This window comes from Arthrobacter antioxidans, assembly GCF_023100725.1.
GTDB lineage: Bacteria > Actinomycetota > Actinomycetes > Actinomycetales > Micrococcaceae > Arthrobacter_D > Arthrobacter_D antioxidans.
The window spans coordinates 2,713,234-2,736,029 of record NZ_CP095501.1 but is presented as its reverse complement, the minus strand read 5'-3'; the positions used below and the strand labels follow the sequence as shown (position 1 = coordinate 2,736,029).

Sequence of the window (22,796 nt, the reverse complement as noted above, 5' to 3'; positions counted from 1 at the left end):
TCTACACCGGAGGGTGGGGTGCCCGGACGTCCAGGAGCCCGTCCGCGGTGAAGACGCCCTGGAGGGGCTGGTCGAAGGGCTCGGCAGGGATTGTACCGGCGGGCAGGACCTCGGAGCGGTAGACGGCACCGAGCCGAGGCAGGGCACCGGGCCGCCCGAGCGGATGCCGCGCCAGGAAACGGTCGTAGTAGCCACCGCCCTGGCCGATGCGGTGCCCGGACCGGTCCACGGCCAGGGCGGGAACGAGGATGAGGGCGACGTCCGGCAGCTCCTCGAACGCCCACCGTGGGCCGACGGGTTCGAACACCGGGGCGCGCACGGAACGCTCGAGCGGGATGCCGGGCGTCCACGCGGTCCAGGACAGCTGGTACCCGGGCTCGCAGACGGGGACGGCCACCCCGAAGCCGAGGCGGTGCAGTTCCCCGAGCAGCGGTGCGGTGTCCGGCTCCGGATCGACGCCGAGATAGGCCGCGATCGTGGGGCGGCGGGACGCGGCGCCTCCGGATGGGGCGGTGGTCCTCCCAAGATGCCGCGTCACGGCATGGGCGAGTGCCTCCGACTGGTCCTGCCGGTCCGCCGGGTCCAGTGCGGCGCGGGCCTGCCGGAGCGAGCGGCGCAGCCGGGCCTTGTCCGCGCCGGCCTCCGCAGCGGGTCGGGTATCACGGGGAGAAGGGGTCATTCGACCATTGTGCCGACTTCCCGGGAACAGGGGGCCCGTTATGTAGTGTGGTTCCCATGACTTTGCGATCACGTGTGACTAAGGCCGTCATCCCCGCGGCCGGGCTGGGAACCCGCTTCCTTCCCGCAACCAAGGCGATGCCGAAGGAGATGCTCCCGGTCGTCGACAAGCCGGCCATCCAGTACGTGGTGCAGGAGGCCGTGGACGCCGGACTGTCCGACGTCCTGATGATCACCGGCCGCAACAAGCGTGCTCTCGAGGACCACTTCGACCGCGTGCCCTTCATCGAGCAGACCCTCGAGGACAAGGGCGACCACGACAAGCTCGCCGCCGTGCGGCGCCCCTCGGAGCTCGGCGACATCCACTACCTGCGCCAGGGCGATCCGAAGGGCCTCGGCCACGCCGTGCTGCGAGCCAAGCTGCACGTCAACAACGAGCCGTTCGCCGTCCTGCTCGGCGACGACCTGATCGACGAGCGCGATCCCCTGCTGGAGACCATGATCGAGGTGCAGGCGAAGACCGGTGGGTCCGTCATCGCCCTGATCGAGGTGGATCCCCAGCAGATCAGCGCCTACGGCTGCGCGGACATCACCGAGATCGACGGCGAAGGCCACGTGCGCGTGAACCAGCTCGTCGAGAAGCCCGCCGTCGAGGACGCGCCGTCCAACCTCGCCGTGATCGGGCGCTACGTCCTGCACCCCCGCGTGTTCGACGTCCTCGAGACCACCGCGCCGGGCCGCGGCGGCGAGATCCAGCTGACCGACGCCCTGCAGACCCTCGCGAGCGCCGAGGGCGAGGGATCCGGTGTGTACGGTGTCGTGTTCCGCGGCCGCCGCTACGACACCGGCGACAAGCTGAGCTACCTGAAGGCCGTGGTGACGCTCGCCTCGGAGCGCGAGGACCTCGGTCCGGACCTCCGTGCCTGGATCAAGGACTTCAGCAAGAACATCCCGGAGTAGTCCGCCGTGTGGTCGGCAACCAGCTGGCCCGTGAACCTCAGGACCGGTTCGCTGGTCCTGAGGCCCATCCGCCACAGGGACAAGGCAGCCTGGATGGCGTTGCGGCAACGCAACGCCGCCTGGCTCGCGCCCTGGGAGGCCTCCAATCCGGATCCGGAGGGTTTCCTGCCCACCTACCGCCAGATGGTGCGCTCCCTGACCTCCCAGGCGCGGGCCGGTGCGGCGCTGCCGTTCCTCATCACGGAGCAGCAGCCCGGGTCCCGGGACGCACGCCTCGTGGGGCAGCTGACGGTGTCGGGCATCACGTGGGGCTCGGCGATGACGGCCACCCTCGGCTACTGGGTCGACGCCGAGCGGGCCGGCCGAGGGATCGCGCCGACGGCGGTCGCGCTGGCGACGGACTACTGCTTCCGGGACCTCGGACTCCACCGGATGGAGATCAACATCCGCCCCGAGAACCGGGCGAGCCTGCGCGTCGTGGAGAAGCTGCATTTCCGCGACGAGGGGCTGCGCCCGCGGTTCCTGCACATCGCCGGACAGTGGGCGGACCACAGGAGTTTCGCGCTGACCGCCGAGGACGTGCCACGGGGCCTGCTCGGCCCGTGGCTCGAAAGCCGGCAGGCGCCCTAGCATCGAAGGGCGGGGTGGATGCCGAGGGGGGCATATTAGCCGCCGACACACCGCCGGCAATACAGGAGCCGGGCAGGGATTGCTTCTACGGTTCAGAGTGTGGTCTTCTCCCTGGATAGCTCGTTGGTACTCGCAGCAATCGTCGGCCTGTGGCTGCTGTGGGTGGCACCGTTCGTCCTCGGCAGGACCACCCCGGCGTTCGCCGGGACCAGACGCCAGACGCCGACAACCGGGACCCGCCGTCCCGGGGGGAGCATGATGACAATGACCGCGCCACAGGACGATCCACGCCACCCGGAGACCACCTGGGACGCGCCCGGGACGACGCCGGGCACGGCCGTGGTCCGGTCCCGCACGACGACGTCCGGTCAGCAGCCCTTCACCCCCCGGTGGGGGCGGATCGCCGTCGCCCTGACCGGCCTCCTGTGCCTCATCGGCACCCTGGTGACCCTCGTGCTCGGCGCGATCGGCGTCGTGTCCCTCCTCGTCCCGCTGGCATGCCTCGGCGGGACGGCCGCGTCCGTCGCGGTCCTGAGGCTGCTCGCCGTGCGTGCCCGCCGGGACCGCGTGAACCGCGCGTTCGCCGACGCCATGGCACCGGTCCGGGACCTCGGCCCCGAGGAAGCCCCCCGGGCGGCTCCGGTGGACCCGGCACCCGCCGCACCCACGCGCCCCACCGTCCTGTTCGACGCCGAAGAGACCCCCGGACGCGCCCTCACCGCGATGGAGCAGCGGACTGCCGCGCTCGCCGGCCTCCACGGCTCATCCGCCGTGGACGTCCGTGACGCAGGACCGGCCGAGGGCGGGCCGGCCACACTGCCCATCGAGCCGGCCGGGTCCGCCGCGCCGAGCGTCGCGGCGCCGGGGTCCACGGCCTGGGCGCCGGTCGACGTGCCGCGTCCCACGTACGTCGGTGCCGCCAAGGCCGAACGGCAGGCCCCTGCACCGCTCGACCTGCCGGAAGCCCCGAAGGCTGCGTCGAGGATGCCCATCAAGGCAGCGGAGGCCGCCGCGCGGGTCGCGGCGACCGCTGCCGACCCCCTCGACGTCACCGACACCGCTGCACCGACGGATGACGCCGCTCCCGCGACGGGTCGCATCAACCTCGACGACGTGCTGCAGCGTCGGCGCGCCTGACGGATCCGGCATGACACCGGCTGCGTCCGCGCACCCGCGCCCGTAGGGCCCCGCCGGGCATCGTATGAGGGCACGGGACGCACACATCATCCGGGAGCAGGACGCCATCGCGCTCCTCGGCTCGGACGCGCCGGAGGATCTCCTGCGGCGTGTCCTCGCCACGGCGGGCTGGGAGCTCGGCGCCTGGCAGCTCGCGTCCCTGCACCACCGCCCCGGCGTCGGAGCCACGGGTGTGTTCTCCGTCGACGCCGTCCCGCACCGCGCAGCACGCGGCCGGGCAGCGCTTTCCGGGCCCGCACCCACCCATGCCTGCATCACCTCCTGTCCGCTCCCGCAGGCCCCGGCCCGGGTCACCGTGGTCCACCGGCGCGGCGCCGACACCCTCGCGGCATGGGTGCACCCCCACGACCCGCTCCTGCCGGGACTTCCCTCCGCCCTCGACCCCGCAGCGGCCACGCGGTTCGCCTTCGGGCCCGGGCACGACGCCGGGGCGACACTGCTGGAGCTCCGGAGCTACCGGCCGCTGCGCCGCGCCGTGGTGCTGGCGCGGAACGGGGACGAGCGCCGCTACCTGAAGGTGCTCCGGCGCGACGCCGCGGGGCCGCTCGCCGAACGGCACCGGATGCTCCGGGCCGCCGGTGTCCCCGCCCCCGCCCTCGCCGCCGGGCCGGTGCAGGACGTCGTCGCCATGCAGGCGGCTCCCGGCACGCCGCTCGCCGAACTCCTCATGCGCGACGGCGCGGAGGGCGTCGAGCCCGACGCGCTGCTGCGGGTCCTCGCCTCGCTGCCGGCCGAGGTCATGGCGCTGCCGACGCGCCCGCCGTGGTCGGCCAGGGTCCGGGACTACGCCGAGGGGGCGGTGGCGGCCCTGCCGGGGGAGGCCGATCGTATCCGCCGCCTCGCCGCTGGCATCGACGCCGAGGTCCGCTCCAGCGACGGCGGCCCCCTCGTGCCGACACACGGGGACTTCTACGAGGGGAACCTCCTGGTCGCGGACGGATCGGTGTCCGGGCTCCTGGACGTCGACGCGCTCGGGCCCGGGCATCTCGTGGACGACCTCGCCTGCTTCCTCGGGCACCTCGCCGTCCTTCCCGCGCTGCACACCGGCTACGCGCAGGTGCCGCAGGCCCTGCTGCGCTTCGCGCAGGCCTTCGACCGCCGCGTCGACCCGGTGGCCCTCAGGAGCCGTGCGGCCGCCGTCAGCCTCACACTCGTCGCGGGAGCACGACGCCGCGCGGACGTCCGGGAGGGCGCGGACGGTGCCGCCGGCAGGGACGGCATGCCCGAGGCCGTGTCCCGCCTGGAGGTCGCCGAGCGGTTCCTCACCGAGGCGCAGCGGCTCCGGACCGCGCCCCACCGCGGCCGGAGTGCCTAGCGGCCCGGAGGGACCCTCAGAGCAGCGCGGGAACGCCCACCCGGGTGTCCATCTGCAGGACCGGCGTCCCGTCCGCGTCGCCGAGCCCGAGCCGGACGGTCACGTCCACACCGGCGAGGGAGGCCAGGTGGGTGCCGCCGCAGGGGATCTCCGCCCGCTCCCCGGGCAGGTCGCAGACCCAGCGGCGCCGGTCGGTGAGCCCGCCGCCGTCCGCCACGATGCTGATGGGGGCTCCCGTGGCCGTCCAGGCCGCGAGCGTCGCGTTCACCGCCGCGGCCGTCGCCGTCAGGTCGAGGTCCTCGACGGAGAAGCCCTTCCGCCGGAGGGACTTGCCGAGGCGGTACCGGTCGAGGGATCCGAACTCGCCGATGTCCGTCGTGTCGATCGCGAGCGCGTCGAAGTTCGGTGCACCGAGGGCGTCGGGCGCCACGTCCTTCTTCCAGCGGCCGGCCAGCGCCCGGTTCAGCGCGAGCGAGGCGAGGTGGCACCCGGTGTGCCCCGCGGACACGGCGGCACGATGGGCGGCGTCGACCCGCACGACGGCGTCGTCGCCCTCCGCCGGACCGTCACCGGCCGCGCCCTCGATCAGATGCACGACGACGAACGCCCACCCCTCGGTGCCCTTGCGGACGGGGGAGTCCGCCCCGAGGTGCAGCGTGGTGCCGTCGGTCGCGCCGAGCACGCAGCCGGTCACGGTCCAGCGGCGCGCGCCGATCTCGAGGACACCCCGGTCCGCGCCCTGGTCGGGCCAGGCGTGGTCCACCGGGTGGAAGGCGGTGGTGTCGAGCAGGACGGCGTGTCCGCCGCCGCGGGCTTCGACGTGCAGGACCCGGGAGAGCGCCTCGGTGGCCCCCGCAGGGTAGGTGACGCGGGTGTCGGTGGTGGGCAGGGTCATGGGATCTCCTCGACGTGGTTCGTGGTGGGGCGCGCGGCTCAGGTGTCCGCGGGACGCTGGGCGAGACGCTCGAGCAGGGGCTCGGTGCGGTAGGGGATGTGCTCGTGCAGGGCGAGGACGGTCTCGGTGCGGATGACGCCCTTGATCCTCAGGACGGAGCGCAGCGCGGCCTGCAGGTTGTGGGTGTCGGTGGCCGCGACCCTGCACCATACGTCGCCCCGGCCGGAGATCTCATGGACCTCGAGGACCTGGTTCAGGGTGCGGAGCCCGGCGATGACGCCGTCGAGCTCGCGGTGGGACACCTCGATGGTGATGAACGCGACGACGTCGTAGCCGAGCGCCTCCAGGTCCAGTTCACGGCCGCTGCGGCGCAGCGCCCCGGTCCGCAGGAGCCGGCGGATGCGGGCCTGCGCCGTGTTGCGGGCCACGCCGAGCAGCTCGCTCAGTTCGCTCACCTGCGCGCGGGGGTCCCTCACCAGTGCGAGCAGCAGCCGCAGGTCGAGATTGTCCAGCTTGCTCACGACGCTCACTTCCCATCAGTCGGTCGTCGCTGTGTTGCGCACAACGCTCAAATATCAGCACCGCAAAATAGCACTGCGGTCAATCCGCCCCATCCTAGAGGGGGCCGTGCATGAGCGTACCCGGGAAGTGCCTGCAAGGCGCGCGAGCGAGGAAAAGTGGTGGGATGAGCGTCATCGACGAGCTGCGGATGAGGCCGGCGGCGGTCGGGGCACGGCGGTGGGATGCATCGCTCGCCGTCCGGCTCGTGCTGGCCGTGACCGTGATCTCCACCCTCCTGATCGGCGCGAACCTCGCGACCCCGCTCTACCCGCTCATCCAGGCCGAGCTGGGGCTCTCCTCCTTCGCCGTCACGGTGGCGTTCGCGTCCTACGTCGTGGCCCTGATCGGCGGGCTCGTCCACGCCGGCCACTGGTCGGACCACATCGGACGGCGGGCTGCCCTCGTCCTCGCCGTCGTCCTCGGGCTCCTCGGCGCCGCACTCTTCGCCGTCGCCACCTCGCTGCCCATGCTCGCCGCCGGGCGCATGCTCCAGGGCGGCGCCGTCGCCCTGGCGACCGGTGCCAGCGCCGCCGCGCTCCGCGACCTGCTCCCCACCCGCCCGGACTGGGCGTCCCGGTTCACCCTCATGGCCTCCGCCGGAGGGGTCGCCGCAGGGCCCGTGATCGGCGGTCTGCTCTCGCTCCTGCCCTCGCCGACGAGGACCCCCTTCGTGGTGTACCTCGTCGTGCTGGCGAGCCTCCTGGTCCCCCTCGTGCTGCTCCGTGCGCGCCCGGCGATCAAGCCCGCCGCGGCGGGCAAGCCCCTGGCCGTCCTGCGGCCCCGCAAGCCGGCCGTGTCGAGGGAAGCGCGCCGGTCCTTCTGGACGGCGTCGTCCGTCGGGTTCCTCAGCTTCGCGGTGTTCGGGTTCACCCTGAGCCTCGCCCCCACCTGGTTCGCGGGCATCGCCGGGACCACCTCCCGCCCGCTGATCGGTCTCCTCGCCGCGCTCGTGCTCGGCTCGTCCGCCATCAGCCAGCTCGTCTCGCCGCGCGGACGGTTCGTGGTCCCGGCCGGACTCGCCGGCATGGCGCTGGGCGTGGGCCTGCTGCCCGTCGCGCAGGCGTCCGGCAGCCTGCCCCTGCTCATCGGGGCGTGCGTCGTCACCGGCTTCGGCCAGGGCATGGCCTTCCGTGTGGTCTTCAACGAGGTGTCCATGAGGGTGGACCCGGCCCTGCACGCACAGACCGTCAGCGCCGTGTACGTCATCACCTACCTCGGCAGCGCCGTCCCGGTCCTCGGCCTCGGCGCCGCGGCGGGCGTCTGGGGCCTCAACGCCTCGGTCACCGTCTTCGCGCTGGCCATCTGCGCGGTCTGCGGCGTCCTCGCCGCGGGCTCCCTGGTCCTCCGGGCCAGGGCCCCGCGCTGACCCTGCCGGACCCGACGGCCGCCCGCCGGCCAGTTTGTAGGCTGTAGGCATGTCCGAGACTCCCGCGCCGCCCGCCCCGCACCCCTCCGCCCCCGACGGGGGTCCCGGAGCGGGCGGCGGGTCCGCGACGCTCGTCGTCGGACTCGACATCGGCGGCTCCAAGACCCACGGCGCGCTCTGGCGCGGCGGACGGCTCGTCGCAGAGGCGAAGGCGGGAAGCGCCAACGTCCAGAACGTCACCCCGGACGCCGCCGCCCGCAGCCTGGGCGAGCTGTTCCACGACCTCCTGGCGCACGCGGACGCGGGCCCGGTCGCGCGCGTCATCGCCGGCTCCGGGGGAGTGGACACCGCGGCCGACGCCGATCGCCTCCGCGCCCTGATCGCCCTCCACGCGCCGCACGCGGCCATCGACGTGGTGCACGACACCCGCCTCATCCTCGCCGCGGGAGGTGCCCACGCGGGGATCGCCGTCATCGCCGGCACCGGCTCCGTCGCGTGGGGTACCACCCGCGACGGCCGCGAGGCCCGCTCCGGCGGCTGGGGGTACCTCCTCGGCGACGAGGGCAGCGGGTACTGGGTGGCCCGCGAAGCCGTCCGCCGGGCCCTGCACCGCCACGACGTCGGGCTGGCCCCCGATGCCCTCGACGCCGCGGTCCTCGCCCTCAACGGCGTCGCCACGCCCACCGAACTCATCGGCCTCTTCCATTCGGGCGCCGGGCGCACCTACTGGGCGGCGCAGTCCCGGGCCGTGTTCGACGCCGCACGGGCCGGCGATCCCGACGCCGCCGCCATCCTCGACCGCGCAGCCACCGACCTCACGCGCCTCGTGCTCGACGTGGCCTCCGTGATCGGGATGCCCGGGCCCGTGGTGCTGGGCGGCGGGCTCGCGATGCACCAGCCGGCACTGCAGGAACGCCTGCGGGCGCGGCTCGCGGCGGAGGGCATCGACGACGTCGTGGTCCTCCACGAGGACCCCGTGATGGGCGTCCGGTTCCTCCTGTGACGCAAGCGCCACCAACCCGCGGTGTCCTCTGCTCCGAACGCATGGTTAGACTCGGAACCTCCGAACGCTTGAACTGACCGCTGCGCGTCCCGTGCAGCGACATACCAGACGGCAAGCCGGAACCGCATGGGCGGTCCGTGGGCGCAGCCCGGCCGAGAAGCTCCTGCCACGAAAGGCACAGCTGCCATGACATCCCCCGAGCAGGCCGCCACCCGGCACCAGATCGAATTCCGCGGCGTCACCAAGACCTACGACGGCGGCCGCCCCGCGGTGGACGACCTCACCATGGACATCGAGCGCGGGAAGATCACCGTCTTCGTGGGCCCGTCGGGCTGCGGCAAGACGACCTCCCTGCGCATGATCAACCGGATGGTGGAACCGACCTCCGGCCAGATCCTGGTGGACGGGCAGGACGTCTCGACGCAGAAGGCCTCCGACCTCCGGCGTTCGATGGGCTACGTCATGCAGTCCTCGGGCCTCCTGCCGCACCGGTCCGTCCTCGACAACATCGCGACCGTCCCGCGCCTCAACGGCGTCCGGAAGGCCGAGGCACGCACGCGCGCGAAGGAACTCCTCGCCGTCGTCGGCCTCGCCCCCGAACTGGGCGGACGGTACCCGGGGCAGCTCTCCGGCGGGCAGCAGCAGCGCGTCGGTGTCGCGCGGGCCCTCGCGGCCGATCCGCCCATCCTCCTCATGGACGAGCCCTTCAGCGCCGTCGACCCCGTGGTCCGCGCCGAGCTGCAGGAGGAGCTGCTGCGCCTGCAGCGCGACCTCGCCAAGACCATCGTGTTCGTCACCCACGACATCGACGAGGCGACCGTCCTCGGCGACAAGGTGGCCGTCTTCGCCGTCGGCGGCCGCCTCGCGCAGTACGCCGCCCCGGAGGAGATCCTCCGCGCCCCCGTCGACGACTTCGTGGCGGGCTTCGTGGGACGCGACCGCGGCTTCCGCCACCTCTCCTTCCAGCCGGGCGCCGGCGTCACCATCCACCCCGTCGAGACCATCGGGGTCGACCAGCTCGCGGACCCCACCGTGTCGGTGCGCTCGCCGTGGACGCTGCTGATCGACGCCGCCGGCCGCCCGCACGGCTGGGTGCCGCAGGCCACCCGCGGCAGCATCGCGCGGCAGGCCGACGCCGTCCCCGGTGGCTCCCTCTACACGCGCGGCGACACCCTGCGGCGGGCGCTCGACGCCGCCCTCTCCTCGCCGTCGGGCCTGGGTGTGACCGTCGACGACGACGGCCGCGCGGTGGGCGTGGTGCACGCGGCCGAGGTCTTCGAGCTCATCGAGGCCGCGCGGCTCGACCGGGGCCGCGCCGACCACAACACGGCGGTCTAGCCATGGACTGGTTCCTCGCAAACCTCGACTTCGTCTGGCTGCACACGCGCCTGCACCTCTTCCAGGCCGTCGTGCCACTGCTCCTCGGGCTGCTCGTCGCGGTGCCCGTCGCGCAGCTCGCCCGGCTCAACGCCGTCGTGGGATCGGTCCTGCTGACCGGTTCCTCGATCCTCTACACGATCCCGTCCCTGGCCATGTTCGTGTTCCTGCCCGTGGTGCTGGGCACCCGCGTGATCGACCCCGTCAACGTCATCGTGGCCCTCGCGATCTACGCCTTCTCGCTGCTCGTGCGGGCCACGCTCGACGCCCTGAACTCGATCGACGACGGCGTCCGGCAGGCCGCCGTCGCCATGGGCTACACGCCCGTCCGCCGGTTCCTGACCGTGGACCTCCCGCTCTCGCTGCCCGTGCTGTTCGCCGGGCTGCGCGTCGTCTCCGTCACCAACATCTCGCTCGTCAGCGTCGGTGCGCTGATCGGCGTCCCGAGCCTCGGGACGCTGTTCACGGACGGACTGTTCCGGTCCTTCCCCACCGAGATCGCTGTCGGGATCATCATCATCCTGCTGCTCGCGCTGGTCATGGACCTCCTGCTCGTGCTCGCGGAGCGGCTCCTGACGCCGTGGACGCGGAAGGTCGCGGCCGGCGGCGCACCGGACGCGGAGATCGTGGCCCTCGAGGCGAAAGCGGCGGGTGCCTGATGGACTACACGAGTGACAACCTCTTCGTGCAGATGTGGGAGTGGCTGACCGCCCCCGCCAACTGGGAGGGCGAGCGCGGCATCCCGGTGCGCGTCGCCGAGCACCTCGGCTACACGGGCCTGACCATGCTCATCGCCCTGGTGATCGCCGTCCCGATCGGCCTCTACGTGGGCCACACCGGCCGCGGCCGCGTCGTGATCGTCTCTGGCGTCGGCATCCTCCGCGCCCTGCCCACGCTCGGCCTGGCGTTCCTGTTCGTCCTGCTCGCCGGCCTCGGCCTCATGCCGCCCATCTGGGCGCTCGTGCTGCTCGCCGTGCCACCCCTGCTCACCGGCATCTACGCCGGGATCTCCTCGGTGGACCGCTCGGTGGTGGACGCCGCGCGGAGCATGGGCATGGGGGAACGGCAGATCCTGCTGCGGGTCGAGGTGCCCAACGGGCTCCCGGTGATCCTCGGGGGAGTGCGCGCCGCCCTGCTGCAGGTCATCGCGACCGTCGCCGTCGTCGCCTTCATCAACCTCGGCGGGCTCGGGGTCTACCTCGTGGAGGGGACGCAGCTCGCCGACTACGGGCGCCTCTTCGGCGGCGCCGTGGTCATCACGGTCCTCGCGATCGCCGTCGATCTGCTCATGGGACTGCTGCAGAGAATCGTCATCTCACCCGGACTCCGGACCTCGGACCGGGTGAGGGCTCAAGGATCTGGCCGGCAGAAGGCCGTCGCCAGTGCACAAGGAGGAACAACATGAAGAACCTGTCAGCACAACGCGCCGGACGGCGCGCTTTGATGGGACTGGCTGGCGGCCTGACGGCCGCGCTGGCGTTGACTGCCTGCGGTGCCAACAGCGACCCCCAGGGGGAACCACAGGAATCGGCTGCTGCGGACGGCGGCTCCGTCGTCGTCGGCTCCGCCGATTTCCCCGAGAGCCAGATCGTCGCCGAGATCTACGCCGGAGCGCTCAACGCGGCCGGTGTCGAGGCCACCACCAGGCTCAACATCGGGTCGCGGGAGATCTACTACACCGCCCTCGAGGACGGTTCGGTGGACATCATCCCCGACTACAGCGGCAACCTGCTGCTCTTCGCCGACCCGGAGGCCACCGCCGAGTCCGCCGAGGACATCTTCGCTGCGCTCCCGGAGGCCCTGTCCGCGAAGTCGCCGGACGTGAACCTCGGGGTGCTCGAACCCTCCGAGGCGGAGAGCAAGGACGCCCTCGTGGTGACCGCGGCGACCGCCGAGAAGTACGGCCTCACCTCGATCGAGGACCTCGCGGAGGTCTGCGGCGAGATCACCATCGGCGCGCCCAGCACGTTCCAGGAACGCGCCTACGGCCTGCCCGGCCTCAAGGCGAAATACGACTGCGAGCCCGGCGGGTTCGAGGCCATCAACGACGGCGGCGGGGACATCACGCTGAACGCCCTCCTGGACGACACCGTGCAGGCCGCGGACATCTACACGACCACGCCGTCGATCGACGACAACGACCTCGTGGTCCTCGAGGACCCGGAGAACAACTTCATCGCGCAGCAGGTCCTCCCGCTCGTCAACACCGACACGGTGAACGAGGAGGCGCAGACCGTCCTCAACGAGGTATCGGCCCAGCTGACCACGGACGATCTGCTCGCCCTGAACCGCGAGGTCAGCGGCGACGAGAAGCGGAATCCCGCGGACGCGGCAGCCGACTGGCTCGCCGAGAAGGGCCTCGTCGGCTAGGCCTCCGGCAGGTGGCTCCGGCACGGCAGGGGCCCGCTGCACGGCATTGCTATGCCGCGCAGTGGGCCCCTGCTGTGGCATCCTGAAGAAATGGCCACCTACAAGCAGTCCGGCAAACTCCAGAACGTCCTCTACGACATCAGGGGGCCGCTGCTCGAACACGCCATGACCATGGAGGCCCAGGGCCACCGCATCCTCAAGCTCAACATCGGCAACCCCGCGCCGTTCGGCTTCGAGGCACCCGACGCCATCCTCGTGGACATGATCCGCAACCTCCCCGAGGCGCAGGGCTACAGCGACTCCCGCGGCATCTTCTCGGCGCGCACCGCCGTCGTGCAGTACTACCAGAGCCGCGGCATCAACTCCATCGACGTCGACGACGTGTACCTCGGCAACGGCGTCAGCGAACTCATCACGCTGTCCATGCAGGCCCTGCTGAACGCGGGCGACGAGGTGCTGATCCCCACCCCTGACTACCCCCTCTGGACGGCGTCCGTGGCCCTCGCCAGCGGGACGCCCGTCCACTACCTCTGCGACGAGGACAACCACTGGTGGCCGGACCTCGAGGACATCGCGGCCAAGATCACGCCCAATACCAAGGGCATCGTGCTCATCAACCCGAACAACCCCACCGGGGCGGTGTACCCCCGGAGCATCCTCGAGGGGATCGTGCGGCTGGCACGCGAGCACGAGCTCATCGTGTTCGCGGACGAGATCTACGAGAAGATCCTCTACGACGACGCCGTGCACATCAACGCCGCGTCCGTCACGGGCGACGACGTCCTGTGCCTGACCTTCAGCGGCCTGTCGAAGGCGTACCGGATCGCCGGCTTCCGCAGCGGCTGGATGGCCATCTCCGGCCCCAAGCGCGACGCCGCCGACTACATCGAGGGCATCAACCTCCTCGCCAACATGCGCCTGTGCGCGAACGTCCCGGCGCAGCACGCCATCCAGACCGCGCTCGGGGGGCACCAGAGCATCAACGACCTCATCCTGCCCGGCGGCCGCCTGCGCCAGCAGCGCGACAAGGCCGCGCAGATGCTCAACGCGATCGACGGCGTGAGCTGCGAACTGGCGCAGGGGGCCCTGTACCTGTTCCCCCGGCTCGACCCCGAGATCTACCCGATCAAGAACGACGAGCAGTTCGCCCTGGACCTCCTCAAGCAGCAGAAGATCCTGATCTCGCACGGCAGCGCCTTCAACTGGGTCGCCACCGACCACTTCCGCATGGTGACGCTGCCGAGCGTCGAGGTGATCGAGGACGCGATCGGGCGCCTCGCGGACTTCCTGTCCACCTACAAGCCCTGAGCATCCCCGACCCACCCGCAGGAGAGCCATGCCGAACGGAACCACCACCGCTGCCGAGACGCGGAGGCTCCTGCTCGCAGGGCCGGACTTCTCGCTCGGCGCCGTCGACCCCCGGTCCACACCCGGTTTCGACGGCGGGAAGAAGCAGGGCGCCGAGGCCCTCGCCGCCGGAGCGGACACGCTCGCGTCGCTGCAGGAGAAGCTCTTCGCCGAGAGTCGGGCCGGCAGCGAGATCGCCGTGCTGCTGATCCTGCAGGGGATGGACACCTCCGGCAAGGGCGGGGTCGTCCGTCACGTGGTGGGGCAGGTGCACCCGCAGGGGGTGCAGCACTACGCATTCAAGGCCCCGACGGAGCAGGAACAGCGGCACAGCTTCCTTTGGCGCGTGCGTCGCCAACTGCCGGCGCCGGGCATGATCGGGGTCTTCGACCGGTCGCACTACGAGGACGTCCTGATCCACCGCGTACGCGCCCTGTCGCCGGCGGCCGAGGTGGAGAAGCGGTACGGGGCCATCTCGAAGTTCGAGGACCAGGTGGTCGGTGCGGGCACCCGCGTGCTCAAGGTGATGCTGCACATCAGCCAGGACGAGCAGAAGGCACGGCTCGCCGACCGCCTCGAGCGCAAGGACAAGTTCTGGAAGTACAGCCCCGACGACATCGAGGACCGCGCCAACTGGCAGCAGTACCAGGACGCCTACCAGGTGGCCGTCGAGAGGACAAGCACCCCGGATACCCCCTGGTACGTCGTCCCCGCCGACCGCAAGTGGTATGCCAGGCTCGCCGTGCAGCACCTGCTCACCGCGACGCTGGAGGACATGCAGCTGAGCTGGCCGCGGGCATCGTTCGATGTCGCCGCCGAGCAGGAGCGCCTGCACTCGTCCTGAGCCGCCGGTCCGGCAGCCCGGGAGACGACGACGGATCCCGGGAGGACACATGAGCGAGGAACGCAGGCGGGAACTCGGTGCATCGGACGCGCCGGTCGAGGACGAACTCAAGGAGTCGTTCGACGCGACGGTGGACGAGGGCGCCGACCGGCTCCAGCGGACCATGAGGACCATCATCGTCACCGGACTGTTCGGCGGTTTCGAGATCGGGCTCGGCATCATGGCGTACCTCGCCGTGCTGCACGAGACCGGGGACGCGCTGCTGGCGGGGATCGCCTTCGGCGTCGGGCTCGTGGCGCTGCTCCTGGCCCACAGCGAGCTGTTCACCGAGAACTTCCTGATGCCGGTCGCCGCGGTGGTCGCGAAGGAGGGCACCCTCGCGCAGCTCGCGAAACTGTGGGGTGGGACGCTCGTCGCGAACCTCGTGGGCGGCTGGATCTTCGTCTGGATCGTCATGCAGGCCTTCCCCCAGTGGTCACCGACCGTGAGCGAGAGCGCGCACCACTTCGTCGACGCGCCGTTCTCCCTGCAGACCGTGGCCCTGGCCGTCCTGGGTGGGAGCACGATCACCGTGATGAGCCGCATGCAGCAGGGCACGTCCAACGATGTCGCGAAGATCGTGGCGACGATGATCGGCGGCTTCCTGCTCGCGGGCCTGCAGCTGTTCCACTCGATCCTCGATTCGCTGCTGATCTTCGCCGCGATCCACTCCGGTGCGGACATCGGCTACGACCAGTGGCTCGGCTTCTTCGGCTACACCCTGCTGTTCAACATGCTGGGCGGACTCGTCCTCGTGACCCTGCTGCGGCTGGTACGCACGAAGGAACTGATCCAGCAGCGGCGCGAGGAAGCACCCGACGACCCCGATGCACCGCGCGGCCGGTGAACTCCTCCCGTCGGCCGATCAGGGACCCCGGCGCGGGCTGATGCGGACCGCTCCTGACCGCATCTCCTCCTAGGCTTGGAGCTCCACCACCGAGGAGGGGGAGACCCATGGACTGGAAGATCGAACTCGTGGCCGTGCCGGTCAGCGACGTCGACCGCGCCATCGCGTTCTACCGCGACCAGGCCGGTTTCACGCTCGACCACGACCACCGGGTGGGGCAGGGCGTGCGCTTCGTGCAGTTCACCCCGCCCGGCTCCGCCTGCTCCATCGCCTTCGGCGAGGGGATCAGCGAGATGCCACCCGGATCGCAGCGCGGCCTCCAGATCGTCGTGGCCGACGCCGAACGCGCCCGGAGCGAGCTGCTCGGCCGCGGCGTGGACGCGAGTGACGTCGACGACCAGCCGTGGGGGAGGTTCGTGTACTTCGCCGACCCTGACGGCAACACCTGGGCGCTGCAGGAACTGCCCGCGAGGCCCTACTCCTAGGGCGGTGCGCCCGGAGGGATAATCCCTGGCGCTACTTGCCCTCGGCCTTGTCGCGTGCTGCCGCCAGCCTCACCTTGGCACCCTCGAGCCACGCCTCGCAGCGGTCGGCGAGGGCCTCGCCGCGCTCCCAGAGCGCGAGGGACTCCTCGAGGCTCACGCCTCCGGCCTCGAGCCGCGAGACGACGGCGACGAGTTCCTCCCGTGCCTGTTCGTAGGACAGCGTGTCCACCGCTGTGGGGCCGGGGTCGGGTTGCTGGGTGTCCGTCATGGCATGGTCCTCATCTGCTGGGTGGCCCGTGCCCGGGCCCGGGTATCTGTCAGGGGATCGTGACCGGTAAGGCCCGGGACGCCCGTGCTCTCCTGCGCCCTGGTCACGACGCCTCCCGCGGTGCCGGCGGGTCGCCGATGACCGCGCCGAGCTGCCCGCCGGCAACACGGATCCGCACGGCATCCCCACGCTCCACGTCGTCGGGGGTCCGCACCACCTGCCCGTCGGCGCGCTGCACCACGGCGTACCCGCGGTCGAGCGTGTTCTGGGGAGAGAGGGAGCGGACGCGCTCGCGGAGGTGGTGGACGGCGTCGGCGTCGCGGTCCACCGCGGACGTGGTGGACCGCAGGGCCCGCGACCGCAGACGCTCGACGTCGGCCTGCCGCACGTCGATCATGCCTTCCGGCCGCGCCAGGGACGGGCGGGAGCGCAGGTTCGCGAGGCTCTCGCCCTCGCGGTGCACGAGGACGCGGATGGACCGCTCGAGTGCCGCGCGCGCCTGGCCGATCCTGCCGAGCTCCTCCGTGACGTCGGGGACCACGCGCTTCGCGGCGTCCGTGGGCGTGGAGGCGCGCAGGTCCGCCACCTCGTCGAGCAGGGGGCGGTCCGCTTCGTGCCCGATCGCGCTGACCACGGGCGTGGCGGCTCGGGCGACGGCCCGCACCAGGGACTCGTCGCTGAACGGCAGGAGGTCCTCGAGGGCTCCGCCGCCCCGGGCGATGATGATGACGTCCACGTGGGGATCGGCGTCGAGTGCCGCCAGCGCCGCGGTCACCTGCGCCACGCTGTTCACGCCCTGGACGGCGACCTCCCGCACGTCGAACTCGACGGCCGGCCACCGGAGCGCCGCGTTCCGCATGACGTCCTTCATGGCGTCCGAGTCGCGGCCGGTGATGAGCCCGATGCGGTGGGGGAGCAGCGGCAGGCGTTTCTTGCGTGCGGACGCGAACAGGCCCTCCGCCGCCAGCGACTGCCGCAGCCGTTCGATCCGCGCGAGGAGGTCGCCGATCCCGACGGGCCGGATGTCGATGGTCTGCATGGACAGCCGCCCGGTCTTGACCCAGAAATCCGGCTTGAGGCGCGCCACCACACGGGAGCCCCTGTCCAGGGGGGAGGACACACGGTCCATGACGCTGCCGTACACCGACAGGGAGAGCGAGACCTCGGTGTCGATGTCCCGCAGCGTGATGTAGCACATGCTGGAACGGCGGTTGAGTTCGATGACCTGCCCCTCCACCCACGCCGCCGGGGCCCGCTCGATGTGCGCCTTCAGCTTCTCCGACAGCAGGTGGAGCGGCCATGGGGAGTCCGGCGACGTCTCCGCCGCCGTGGCCGGGATCGTCGACGCCGCCCGCGCGTCACCGGCGTCACCGGCGGGCCGCGCCCTGATGCCCTCGCTCGTCATGGGTGTCCTGTCCTCAGGGTGGGTGCTGCCCTGTCGGCTCGTGGCACCCGCACTGTCCATCTCTACCATCCCTCACCCCCGGCGACGGGGACCGCCGGGGTATGTGCGCCCACCGACGGGGGGAGGAGGGCGGGATCCCGGGACGGCCCGAGCAGGCATTATCGTGAGTCCCACCCCACCCTGAGGATTCCATGCGAACCGTCATCTCTGCCCTGCTGGCCCTGCTCGCGCTCGTCGTCCTCGCCGGCGGTCTGGCGTGCGCGTGGGTGGACCGGAACCTCGTGGAGGAGTCGGGGTTCGTCGCGCTCGCAGCGCCGCTCGGTCAGGACACGGACTTCCAGGCGGCGCTCACGGCGTCCGTCGCCGAGGACTTCTCCGCGCAGAGCGGTCTCCCGGATCCGATCGACGCCCTCGTGGAACCGCTCATCAGGGACGCCACGGCAGCCGTCACGGCGTCCTCCGGGTATCGAGGAGCCTGGGCCGAGGTGCTCCGCCGATCACACGCCGTCACCCTGGCGCACGCCGCCGATCCCTCGGGACCGGCACCGGCTCTGCTGGTGCTCGACCTGGCGCCTGTCGCGGATCTCGTGGCCGACAGCGTGGGTGGAAGCCTGGGCCTCGAGGTCCCCGTGCCCGAGGACACCACCCTCGCCATCGGCTCGATCGAGCGCAACGGGGTCTTCGGCGGCGTCGTGGATGCGGTGCAGTCCTGGCCGCTGTACCTCGCCGGTGCGGGCGCGCTGGCACTGCTCGCCCTGATCATCGCCCGACGACGCGGCACCACCCTCGCCCTGCTGGGACTCGGCGTGGTGGCCATCGGCGTCCTCGGTGCCCTCGCCGTGAGCTGGGTCCCCGCCGCAGCGGCCCGACTGCCGGGGACGGGTGCCGCCGCCGACGTGTTCCTCGGCGGTCTGGCCCACCGGGTCGGCACCGCCGTCGCCGTCGACAGCGTGCCGGTGATCGTCGCCGGACTCGTCGCGGTGGCCCTCGGCATGGTGGGGCAGTTCGCCGTCGGTCGCGGGCGCAGGGCTTAGCTCACAGCGGAGCGGCTCCGGATCACGCGGGCGCGGGTCCCCGAGCCGGTAGAATCGGCGCATGACCAGCACCGCCGTTCAGGTCCCCATGCCCACCATCCCGCGCAGGCGCCGCACGCCTGCTGACGTGCTCGCCGCTGCGCCGGTGGCGGGGGAGAAGTCGGTGCTGCTCGCGGCCCCCCGCGGGTACTGTGCAGGCGTGGACCGGGCGGTCATCGCCGTCGAGAAGGCCCTCGAGCACTACGGGCCCCCGGTGTACGTGCGGAAGCAGATCGTGCACAACCTCCACGTCGTCTCGACCCTCGAGGCGAAGGGCGCCATCTTCGTCGACGAGACGGACGAGGTCCCCGAGGGCGCGCTCGTCGTCTTCTCGGCCCACGGCGTCTCGCCCGCCGTCGTGCAGTCCGCGGAGGACCGCGGGCTGCGCACCATCGACGCCACCTGCCCCCTCGTGACGAAGGTCCACAAGGAGGCCCAGCGCTTCGCCCGGGACGACTTCGACATCCTCCTCATCGGCCACGAGGGTCACGAGGAAGTGGAGGGGACGGCCGGTGAGGCCCCCGACCACATCCAGATCGTCAACGGCCCCGAGGACGTCGACAAGGTGCAGGTGCGCGACCCCGAGCGGCTCATCTGGCTCTCGCAGACCACGCTGAGCGTCGACGAGACGATGCTGACCGTGAACCTCCTCAAGGAGCGCTTCCCCACGCTGCAGGACCCCCCGAGCGACGACATCTGCTACGCCACCTCCAACCGGCAGGCGGCCATCAAGAAGATCGCGCCGGAGACGGACCTCGTCATCGTGGTGGGATCGGCCAACTCCTCGAACTCGGTCCGCCTGGTGGAGGTCGCGCTCGAGTACGGCGCGAAGGCGGCGCACCGCGTGGACTTCGCGAACGAGGTCGACGAGTCCTGGTTCGAGGGCGTGGCGACCGTCGGCATCTCCTCCGGGGCCTCCGTTCCGGAGAACCTCGTGCAGGACGTGCTGCGGCTGCTCGCCGAGTACGGCTACGGGAAGGTCGAGGAAGTCGTCACCGCGCAGGAGGACATCATCTTCTCCCTCCCGAAGGAGATCCGCGCAGCCCTCAAGGCGATGGGGGACCCGTCGCAGGGCCGGGGCGGACGCGGGCAGGATCGCACCTCGCTGAACTGACGGTCCCGCGGGACGGGCCGCCCGATCCCAAGGCGCGACCGGCCGATCGCCCTGGCCCTAGCCCGCCGTCCCGTCGAGGAGTTCGTGGGCGGTGAGGGAACGCGGCGTCGCGTCGATCGAGGCGGCCGGTTCGCCGGAGGCGGCCGGGCTACCGATCCGCTGCACCCGGGCGGTGCCGAGCAGACTCACATCGGCGCCGGGTCCGCCGGCATCGGATCCTTCGGCTGCCGCGTCGACGACGTCGAGTGATGCCGAATCGAACGCGCCGATGCGCCGGGCGGTGGGCAGGACCCTCGACTCGAGGGCGCCGACGAAGGAGTTGTACCGCTCCACCGACGTCTTCAGGGAGGACCCGAGGCGGGTGACGTGCCCGCCCATGGTGCCGAGGCGCTCGTACAGCTGCTTGGACAGGTCGAACAGTTCCCGCGCGTTGTCGGTGAGGACGGCCTGGCGCCAGCTGAAGGCGGCACCCTTGAGGATGCCGAGCAGGGACACCGGCGAGGCGAGGGCCACGCTGCGGCCGAAGGCGTAGTCCAGCAGCTCGGGATCCGCGCGCAGGGCCTCGGACAGGACGGACTCGACCGGGATGAAGCAGATGACCAGCTCGGGGGAGTTGGTCGCCCCTTCCCAGTACTTCTTGCGGGCCAGGGCGTCGATGTGTGCCCGGAGTGCCTTCCCGTGCTGTTTCAGCAATTCAGTACGCCGTGCCTCGAATCCGGCCACGGCGCCGGCGTCCGCCGTGCCGTCGACCGCGCCCGCCAGCTCCTGCGCGGCGAGGAAGGCGCTCAGCGGGACCTTGGCGTCGATGACGATCTGCTTGTCGCCCGGGAGCTGCACCACCATGTCGGGCCGCGCCGTCTCGCCGTCGCTGCCCGCGGAGACCGAGACCTGCTCCAGGAAATCGACCCGCGACAGCATGCCCGCCGCCTCGACGACGCGCCGCAGCTGGATCTCGCCCCACTGGCCGCGTGCGCTGTTGCTGCGGAGCGCCCCCGCGAGGGAATGCGTCGTCGACAGCAGCAGGGCGTCCGCTTCGCGTGACTCCTCGAGCTGCCGGGCGAGCTGCCCGTACTGCTCCACGCGGTCGCGCTCCAGCAGGCCCACCTGCCGCTGGACCTGCGTGAGCTTCTCGGCGACGGGGGCGAGGGCCCGCAGGACGTCGTTGTCCGTCGACGTCTTGCCGGTCAGCTCGCGATTGTGCTGCTGCAGGAGGTCCCGCTGCGCGGCGGCCGCCGCGAGGTCCGTCGTCGTGCGCCCGAGACGGGCGGTCGCGTCGTCGAGCTCCGCCCGGAGCTCCTCGGCGCGCGGGCGGAGGGAGCGCGCCACGAGGAAGGCGCCGACGGCGCACCCGAGGACGAAGGCGAGGATGACCAGGAGGACGGCGGTTGTGCTCATGCCCACACTGTCGCAGGAACCTACGACATTCCTCCTATTGCGCATGGGCACCACCGCCGAGGGGTTGCCCGATGCCCGGTAGACTTGTCTCCCGTGGCTCTTACTATCGGCATCGTCGGACTGCCCAACGTCGGCAAATCAACCCTCTTCAACGCGCTGACGCGCAACAACGTCCTGGCGGCGAACTATCCGTTCGCGACGATCGAGCCGAACGTCGGAGTGGTCAGCCTGCCCGACCCGCGTCTCGCGCAGCTCGCCGAGGTCTTCGGCTCCAAGCAGATCCTGCCGGCGACCGTGTCGTTCGTGGACATCGCCGGCATCGTGAAGGGCGCGTCCGAGGGCGAGGGCCTCGGCAACCAGTTCCTCGCGAACATCCGCGAGGCGGAGGCTATCGCCCAGGTCATCCGCGTGTTCGACGACCCCGACGTCATCCACGTCGACGGCAAGGTGGACCCGCGCTCCGACATGGAGACCATCAACACCGAACTCATCCTCGCCGACCTGCAGACGCTCGAGAAGGCCATCCCGCGCGTCGAGAAGGAAGTGAAGATCAAGAAGCGCGAGGCCGCGCAGCTCACCGCCATGCAGGCCGCGCAGTCCGTCCTCGAGCGCGGCGACACGATCTTCGCGTCGGTCACCAGCGACAAGCTGGAGATGGAGCACCTCCGCGAGCTCAGCCTCCTCACGGCCAAGCCCTTCATCTACGTGTTCAACGTCGACGACGCCGTGCTCGGCAGCGAGGAGCGGCAGACGGAGCTGCGGCAGCTCGTCGCACCCGCCGACGCCATCTTCCTCGACGCCAAGCTCGAGGCCGACCTCGTGGAACTCGACGAGGCCGAGGCCCGCGAGATGCTCGAGATGAACGGCCAGGACGAGTCGGGCCTCGACCAGCTGGCCCGCGTGGGCTTCCACACCCTCGGTCTGCAGACCTACCTCACCGCGGGGCCCAAGGAGAGCCGGGCCTGGACCATCAAGAAGGGCGCGACGGCCCCCGAGGCCGCCGGCGTCATCCACTCCGACTTCCAGCGGGGCTTCATCAAGGCCGAGGTGGTCCATTTCGTGGACCTCATCGACGCCGGCTCGATGAGCGAGGCCAAGTCCCGCGGCAAGGTCCGCATCGAAGGCAAGGAATACATCATGTCCGACGGTGACGTGGTCGAATTTCGATTCAATGTGTAAGTGATTTCAGGTTCAACCTCTGAAAGCAATCGCTCGCGAACGGCGTCGGTCAGGTGGGTCGCCCGCTGCGTGGGCTCCGCGCGGATCGGCTGCAGGGGCACGCGGCTGGCGTCCACTCCCGCGAACAGGCGGACGCCGGTGCCGAACACCACGGTTGAGAGCGCCACGTGGAACTCGTCGAACCCTGCGACGTAGGCAACCAGGTTGCCCAAGGTCTGCTGAATTGCGCTTCCACGTGCGACGAAATCTGCAGAATCGGCGGTGAAGTCCGTCTGCATGTCAGGTACCCTGATCGCGGTGGTACACGCCACCGACTGCGCTTCCACGTGGCGACACGTGAATCATCGAGGAGAGGCCTGAGCAGTTCAGGACATGTCCGGATGGGGTGCGGCGCACAAATGCGCCAACTTCATTCCGCCGGTGCCCGACATCGGCTGACGAAAGGACG

General features: G+C 71.3%; 23 protein-coding genes. 17 read left to right on the top strand and 6 right to left on the bottom strand.

The window, feature by feature from the left end; translation table 11 throughout:
• Position 1: 1 nt before the first annotated feature.
• Positions 2–679: a 5-formyltetrahydrofolate cyclo-ligase gene (locus tag MWM45_RS12540; RefSeq protein WP_247826731.1), complete on the bottom strand. Its 678-nt coding sequence runs from the start codon at positions 677–679 to the stop codon at positions 2–4.
• Between the two features lie 56 nt (positions 680–735).
• Here MWM45_RS12540 and galU point away from each other — a divergent pair, with 56 nt between their 5' ends.
• The 4 genes from galU (at position 736) to MWM45_RS12520 (ending at position 4,780) form a co-directional block, all read left to right on the top strand.
• On the top strand, positions 736–1,638 hold the full coding sequence (galU, locus tag MWM45_RS12535) for a UTP--glucose-1-phosphate uridylyltransferase GalU (protein ID WP_247826730.1): 903 nt from the start codon (positions 736–738) through the stop codon (positions 1,636–1,638).
• Between the two features lie 30 nt (positions 1,639–1,668).
• Positions 1,669–2,268: a GNAT family N-acetyltransferase gene (locus MWM45_RS12530; RefSeq protein ID WP_418909690.1), complete on the top strand. Its 600-nt coding sequence runs from the start codon at positions 1,669–1,671 to the stop codon at positions 2,266–2,268.
• Positions 2,269–2,391: 123 nt separating this feature from the next.
• On the top strand, positions 2,392–3,405 hold the full coding sequence (locus tag MWM45_RS12525) for a hypothetical protein (protein ID WP_247826728.1): 1,014 nt from the start codon (positions 2,392–2,394) through the stop codon (positions 3,403–3,405).
• Between the two features lie 64 nt (positions 3,406–3,469).
• Positions 3,470–4,780, top strand: coding sequence for an aminoglycoside phosphotransferase family protein (locus MWM45_RS12520; protein ID WP_247826727.1), 1,311 nt, complete (start codon positions 3,470–3,472; stop codon positions 4,778–4,780).
• A gap of 16 nt (positions 4,781–4,796) precedes the next feature.
• Here the strand turns inward: MWM45_RS12520 and MWM45_RS12515 are convergent, their stop codons facing one another.
• Both MWM45_RS12515 and MWM45_RS12510 read right to left on the bottom strand, forming a co-directional pair.
• Positions 4,797–5,675 (bottom strand): alanyl-tRNA editing protein, encoded by an 879-nt coding sequence (locus MWM45_RS12515; protein WP_247826726.1) that lies wholly within the window; start codon positions 5,673–5,675, stop codon positions 4,797–4,799.
• 38 nt (positions 5,676–5,713) lie between these two features.
• Positions 5,714–6,196 (bottom strand): Lrp/AsnC family transcriptional regulator, encoded by a 483-nt coding sequence (locus MWM45_RS12510; protein ID WP_197060574.1) that lies wholly within the window; start codon positions 6,194–6,196, stop codon positions 5,714–5,716.
• A gap of 164 nt (positions 6,197–6,360) precedes the next feature.
• Between MWM45_RS12510 and MWM45_RS12505 the strand changes: the two genes are divergently transcribed.
• From MWM45_RS12505 to MWM45_RS12460, 10 genes are all read left to right on the top strand, one after another.
• Positions 6,361–7,602, top strand: a complete 1,242-nt coding sequence (locus MWM45_RS12505) for an MFS transporter (protein WP_247826725.1) — start codon at positions 6,361–6,363, stop codon at positions 7,600–7,602.
• Positions 7,603–7,651: 49 nt separating this feature from the next.
• Positions 7,652–8,605, top strand: coding sequence for an N-acetylglucosamine kinase (locus MWM45_RS12500; RefSeq protein ID WP_247826724.1), 954 nt, complete (start codon positions 7,652–7,654; stop codon positions 8,603–8,605).
• 186 nt (positions 8,606–8,791) lie between these two features.
• Positions 8,792–9,943: an ABC transporter ATP-binding protein gene (locus tag MWM45_RS12495; RefSeq protein WP_247826723.1), complete on the top strand. Its 1,152-nt coding sequence runs from the start codon at positions 8,792–8,794 to the stop codon at positions 9,941–9,943.
• A gap of 2 nt (positions 9,944–9,945) precedes the next feature.
• The gene (locus tag MWM45_RS12490) at positions 9,946–10,641 is read left to right on the top strand and encodes an ABC transporter permease (RefSeq protein ID WP_247826722.1); all 696 of its coding nucleotides are present in this window, start codon (positions 9,946–9,948) and stop codon (positions 10,639–10,641) included.
• Entirely contained in the window at positions 10,641–11,387 is a 747-nt protein-coding gene (locus MWM45_RS12485; RefSeq protein WP_043440913.1) for an ABC transporter permease, read from the top strand. Before MWM45_RS12490 ends, MWM45_RS12485 begins: the two co-directional genes overlap by 1 nt.
• A complete protein-coding gene (locus MWM45_RS12480; protein WP_247826721.1) occupies positions 11,384–12,352 on the top strand; it encodes an ABC transporter substrate-binding protein in 969 nt (322 codons plus the stop codon). The genes MWM45_RS12485 and MWM45_RS12480 overlap by 4 nt, the downstream gene beginning before the upstream one ends.
• Before the next feature lie 90 nt (positions 12,353–12,442).
• Positions 12,443–13,660, top strand: a complete 1,218-nt coding sequence (locus tag MWM45_RS12475; RefSeq protein WP_247826720.1) for a pyridoxal phosphate-dependent aminotransferase — start codon at positions 12,443–12,445, stop codon at positions 13,658–13,660.
• 28 nt (positions 13,661–13,688) lie between these two features.
• The gene (locus MWM45_RS12470; RefSeq protein ID WP_247826719.1) at positions 13,689–14,543 is read left to right on the top strand and encodes a PPK2 family polyphosphate kinase; all 855 of its coding nucleotides are present in this window, start codon (positions 13,689–13,691) and stop codon (positions 14,541–14,543) included.
• A 49-nt stretch (positions 14,544–14,592) separates the two neighbouring features.
• Positions 14,593–15,429 (top strand): formate/nitrite transporter family protein, encoded by an 837-nt coding sequence (locus MWM45_RS12465; RefSeq protein ID WP_247826718.1) that lies wholly within the window; start codon positions 14,593–14,595, stop codon positions 15,427–15,429.
• 107 nt (positions 15,430–15,536) lie between these two features.
• Positions 15,537–15,914 carry a VOC family protein gene (locus MWM45_RS12460; RefSeq protein WP_247826717.1) on the top strand — a complete coding sequence of 126 codons (378 nt, stop codon included), beginning with the start codon at positions 15,537–15,539 and terminating at the stop codon, positions 15,912–15,914.
• Positions 15,915–15,945: 31 nt separating this feature from the next.
• On the opposite strand, the gene MWM45_RS12455 is transcribed toward MWM45_RS12460, so the two are convergent.
• Both MWM45_RS12455 and xseA read right to left on the bottom strand, forming a co-directional pair.
• A complete protein-coding gene (locus tag MWM45_RS12455; RefSeq protein WP_043440925.1) occupies positions 15,946–16,182 on the bottom strand; it encodes an exodeoxyribonuclease VII small subunit in 237 nt (78 codons plus the stop codon).
• 103 nt (positions 16,183–16,285) lie between these two features.
• Entirely contained in the window at positions 16,286–17,587 is a 1,302-nt protein-coding gene (xseA, locus tag MWM45_RS12450) for an exodeoxyribonuclease VII large subunit (protein ID WP_247826716.1), read from the bottom strand.
• Between the two features lie 191 nt (positions 17,588–17,778).
• On the opposite strand from xseA, the gene MWM45_RS12445 reads away from it, so the two are divergent.
• Complete coding sequence (locus tag MWM45_RS12445; RefSeq protein WP_247826715.1) at positions 17,779–18,621, top strand: hypothetical protein; 843 nt, start codon at positions 17,779–17,781, stop codon at positions 18,619–18,621.
• 61 nt (positions 18,622–18,682) lie between these two features.
• The gene (locus tag MWM45_RS12440) at positions 18,683–19,774 is read left to right on the top strand and encodes a 4-hydroxy-3-methylbut-2-enyl diphosphate reductase (protein ID WP_043440930.1); all 1,092 of its coding nucleotides are present in this window, start codon (positions 18,683–18,685) and stop codon (positions 19,772–19,774) included.
• Between the two features lie 57 nt (positions 19,775–19,831).
• On the opposite strand, the gene MWM45_RS12435 is transcribed toward MWM45_RS12440, so the two are convergent.
• Entirely contained in the window at positions 19,832–21,169 is a 1,338-nt protein-coding gene (locus MWM45_RS12435) for a DNA recombination protein RmuC (RefSeq protein WP_247826714.1), read from the bottom strand.
• A gap of 93 nt (positions 21,170–21,262) precedes the next feature.
• Between MWM45_RS12435 and ychF the strand changes: the two genes are divergently transcribed.
• Entirely contained in the window at positions 21,263–22,348 is a 1,086-nt protein-coding gene (gene ychF, locus MWM45_RS12430) for a redox-regulated ATPase YchF (protein WP_247826713.1), read from the top strand.
• Positions 22,349–22,796 lie beyond the last annotated feature (448 nt).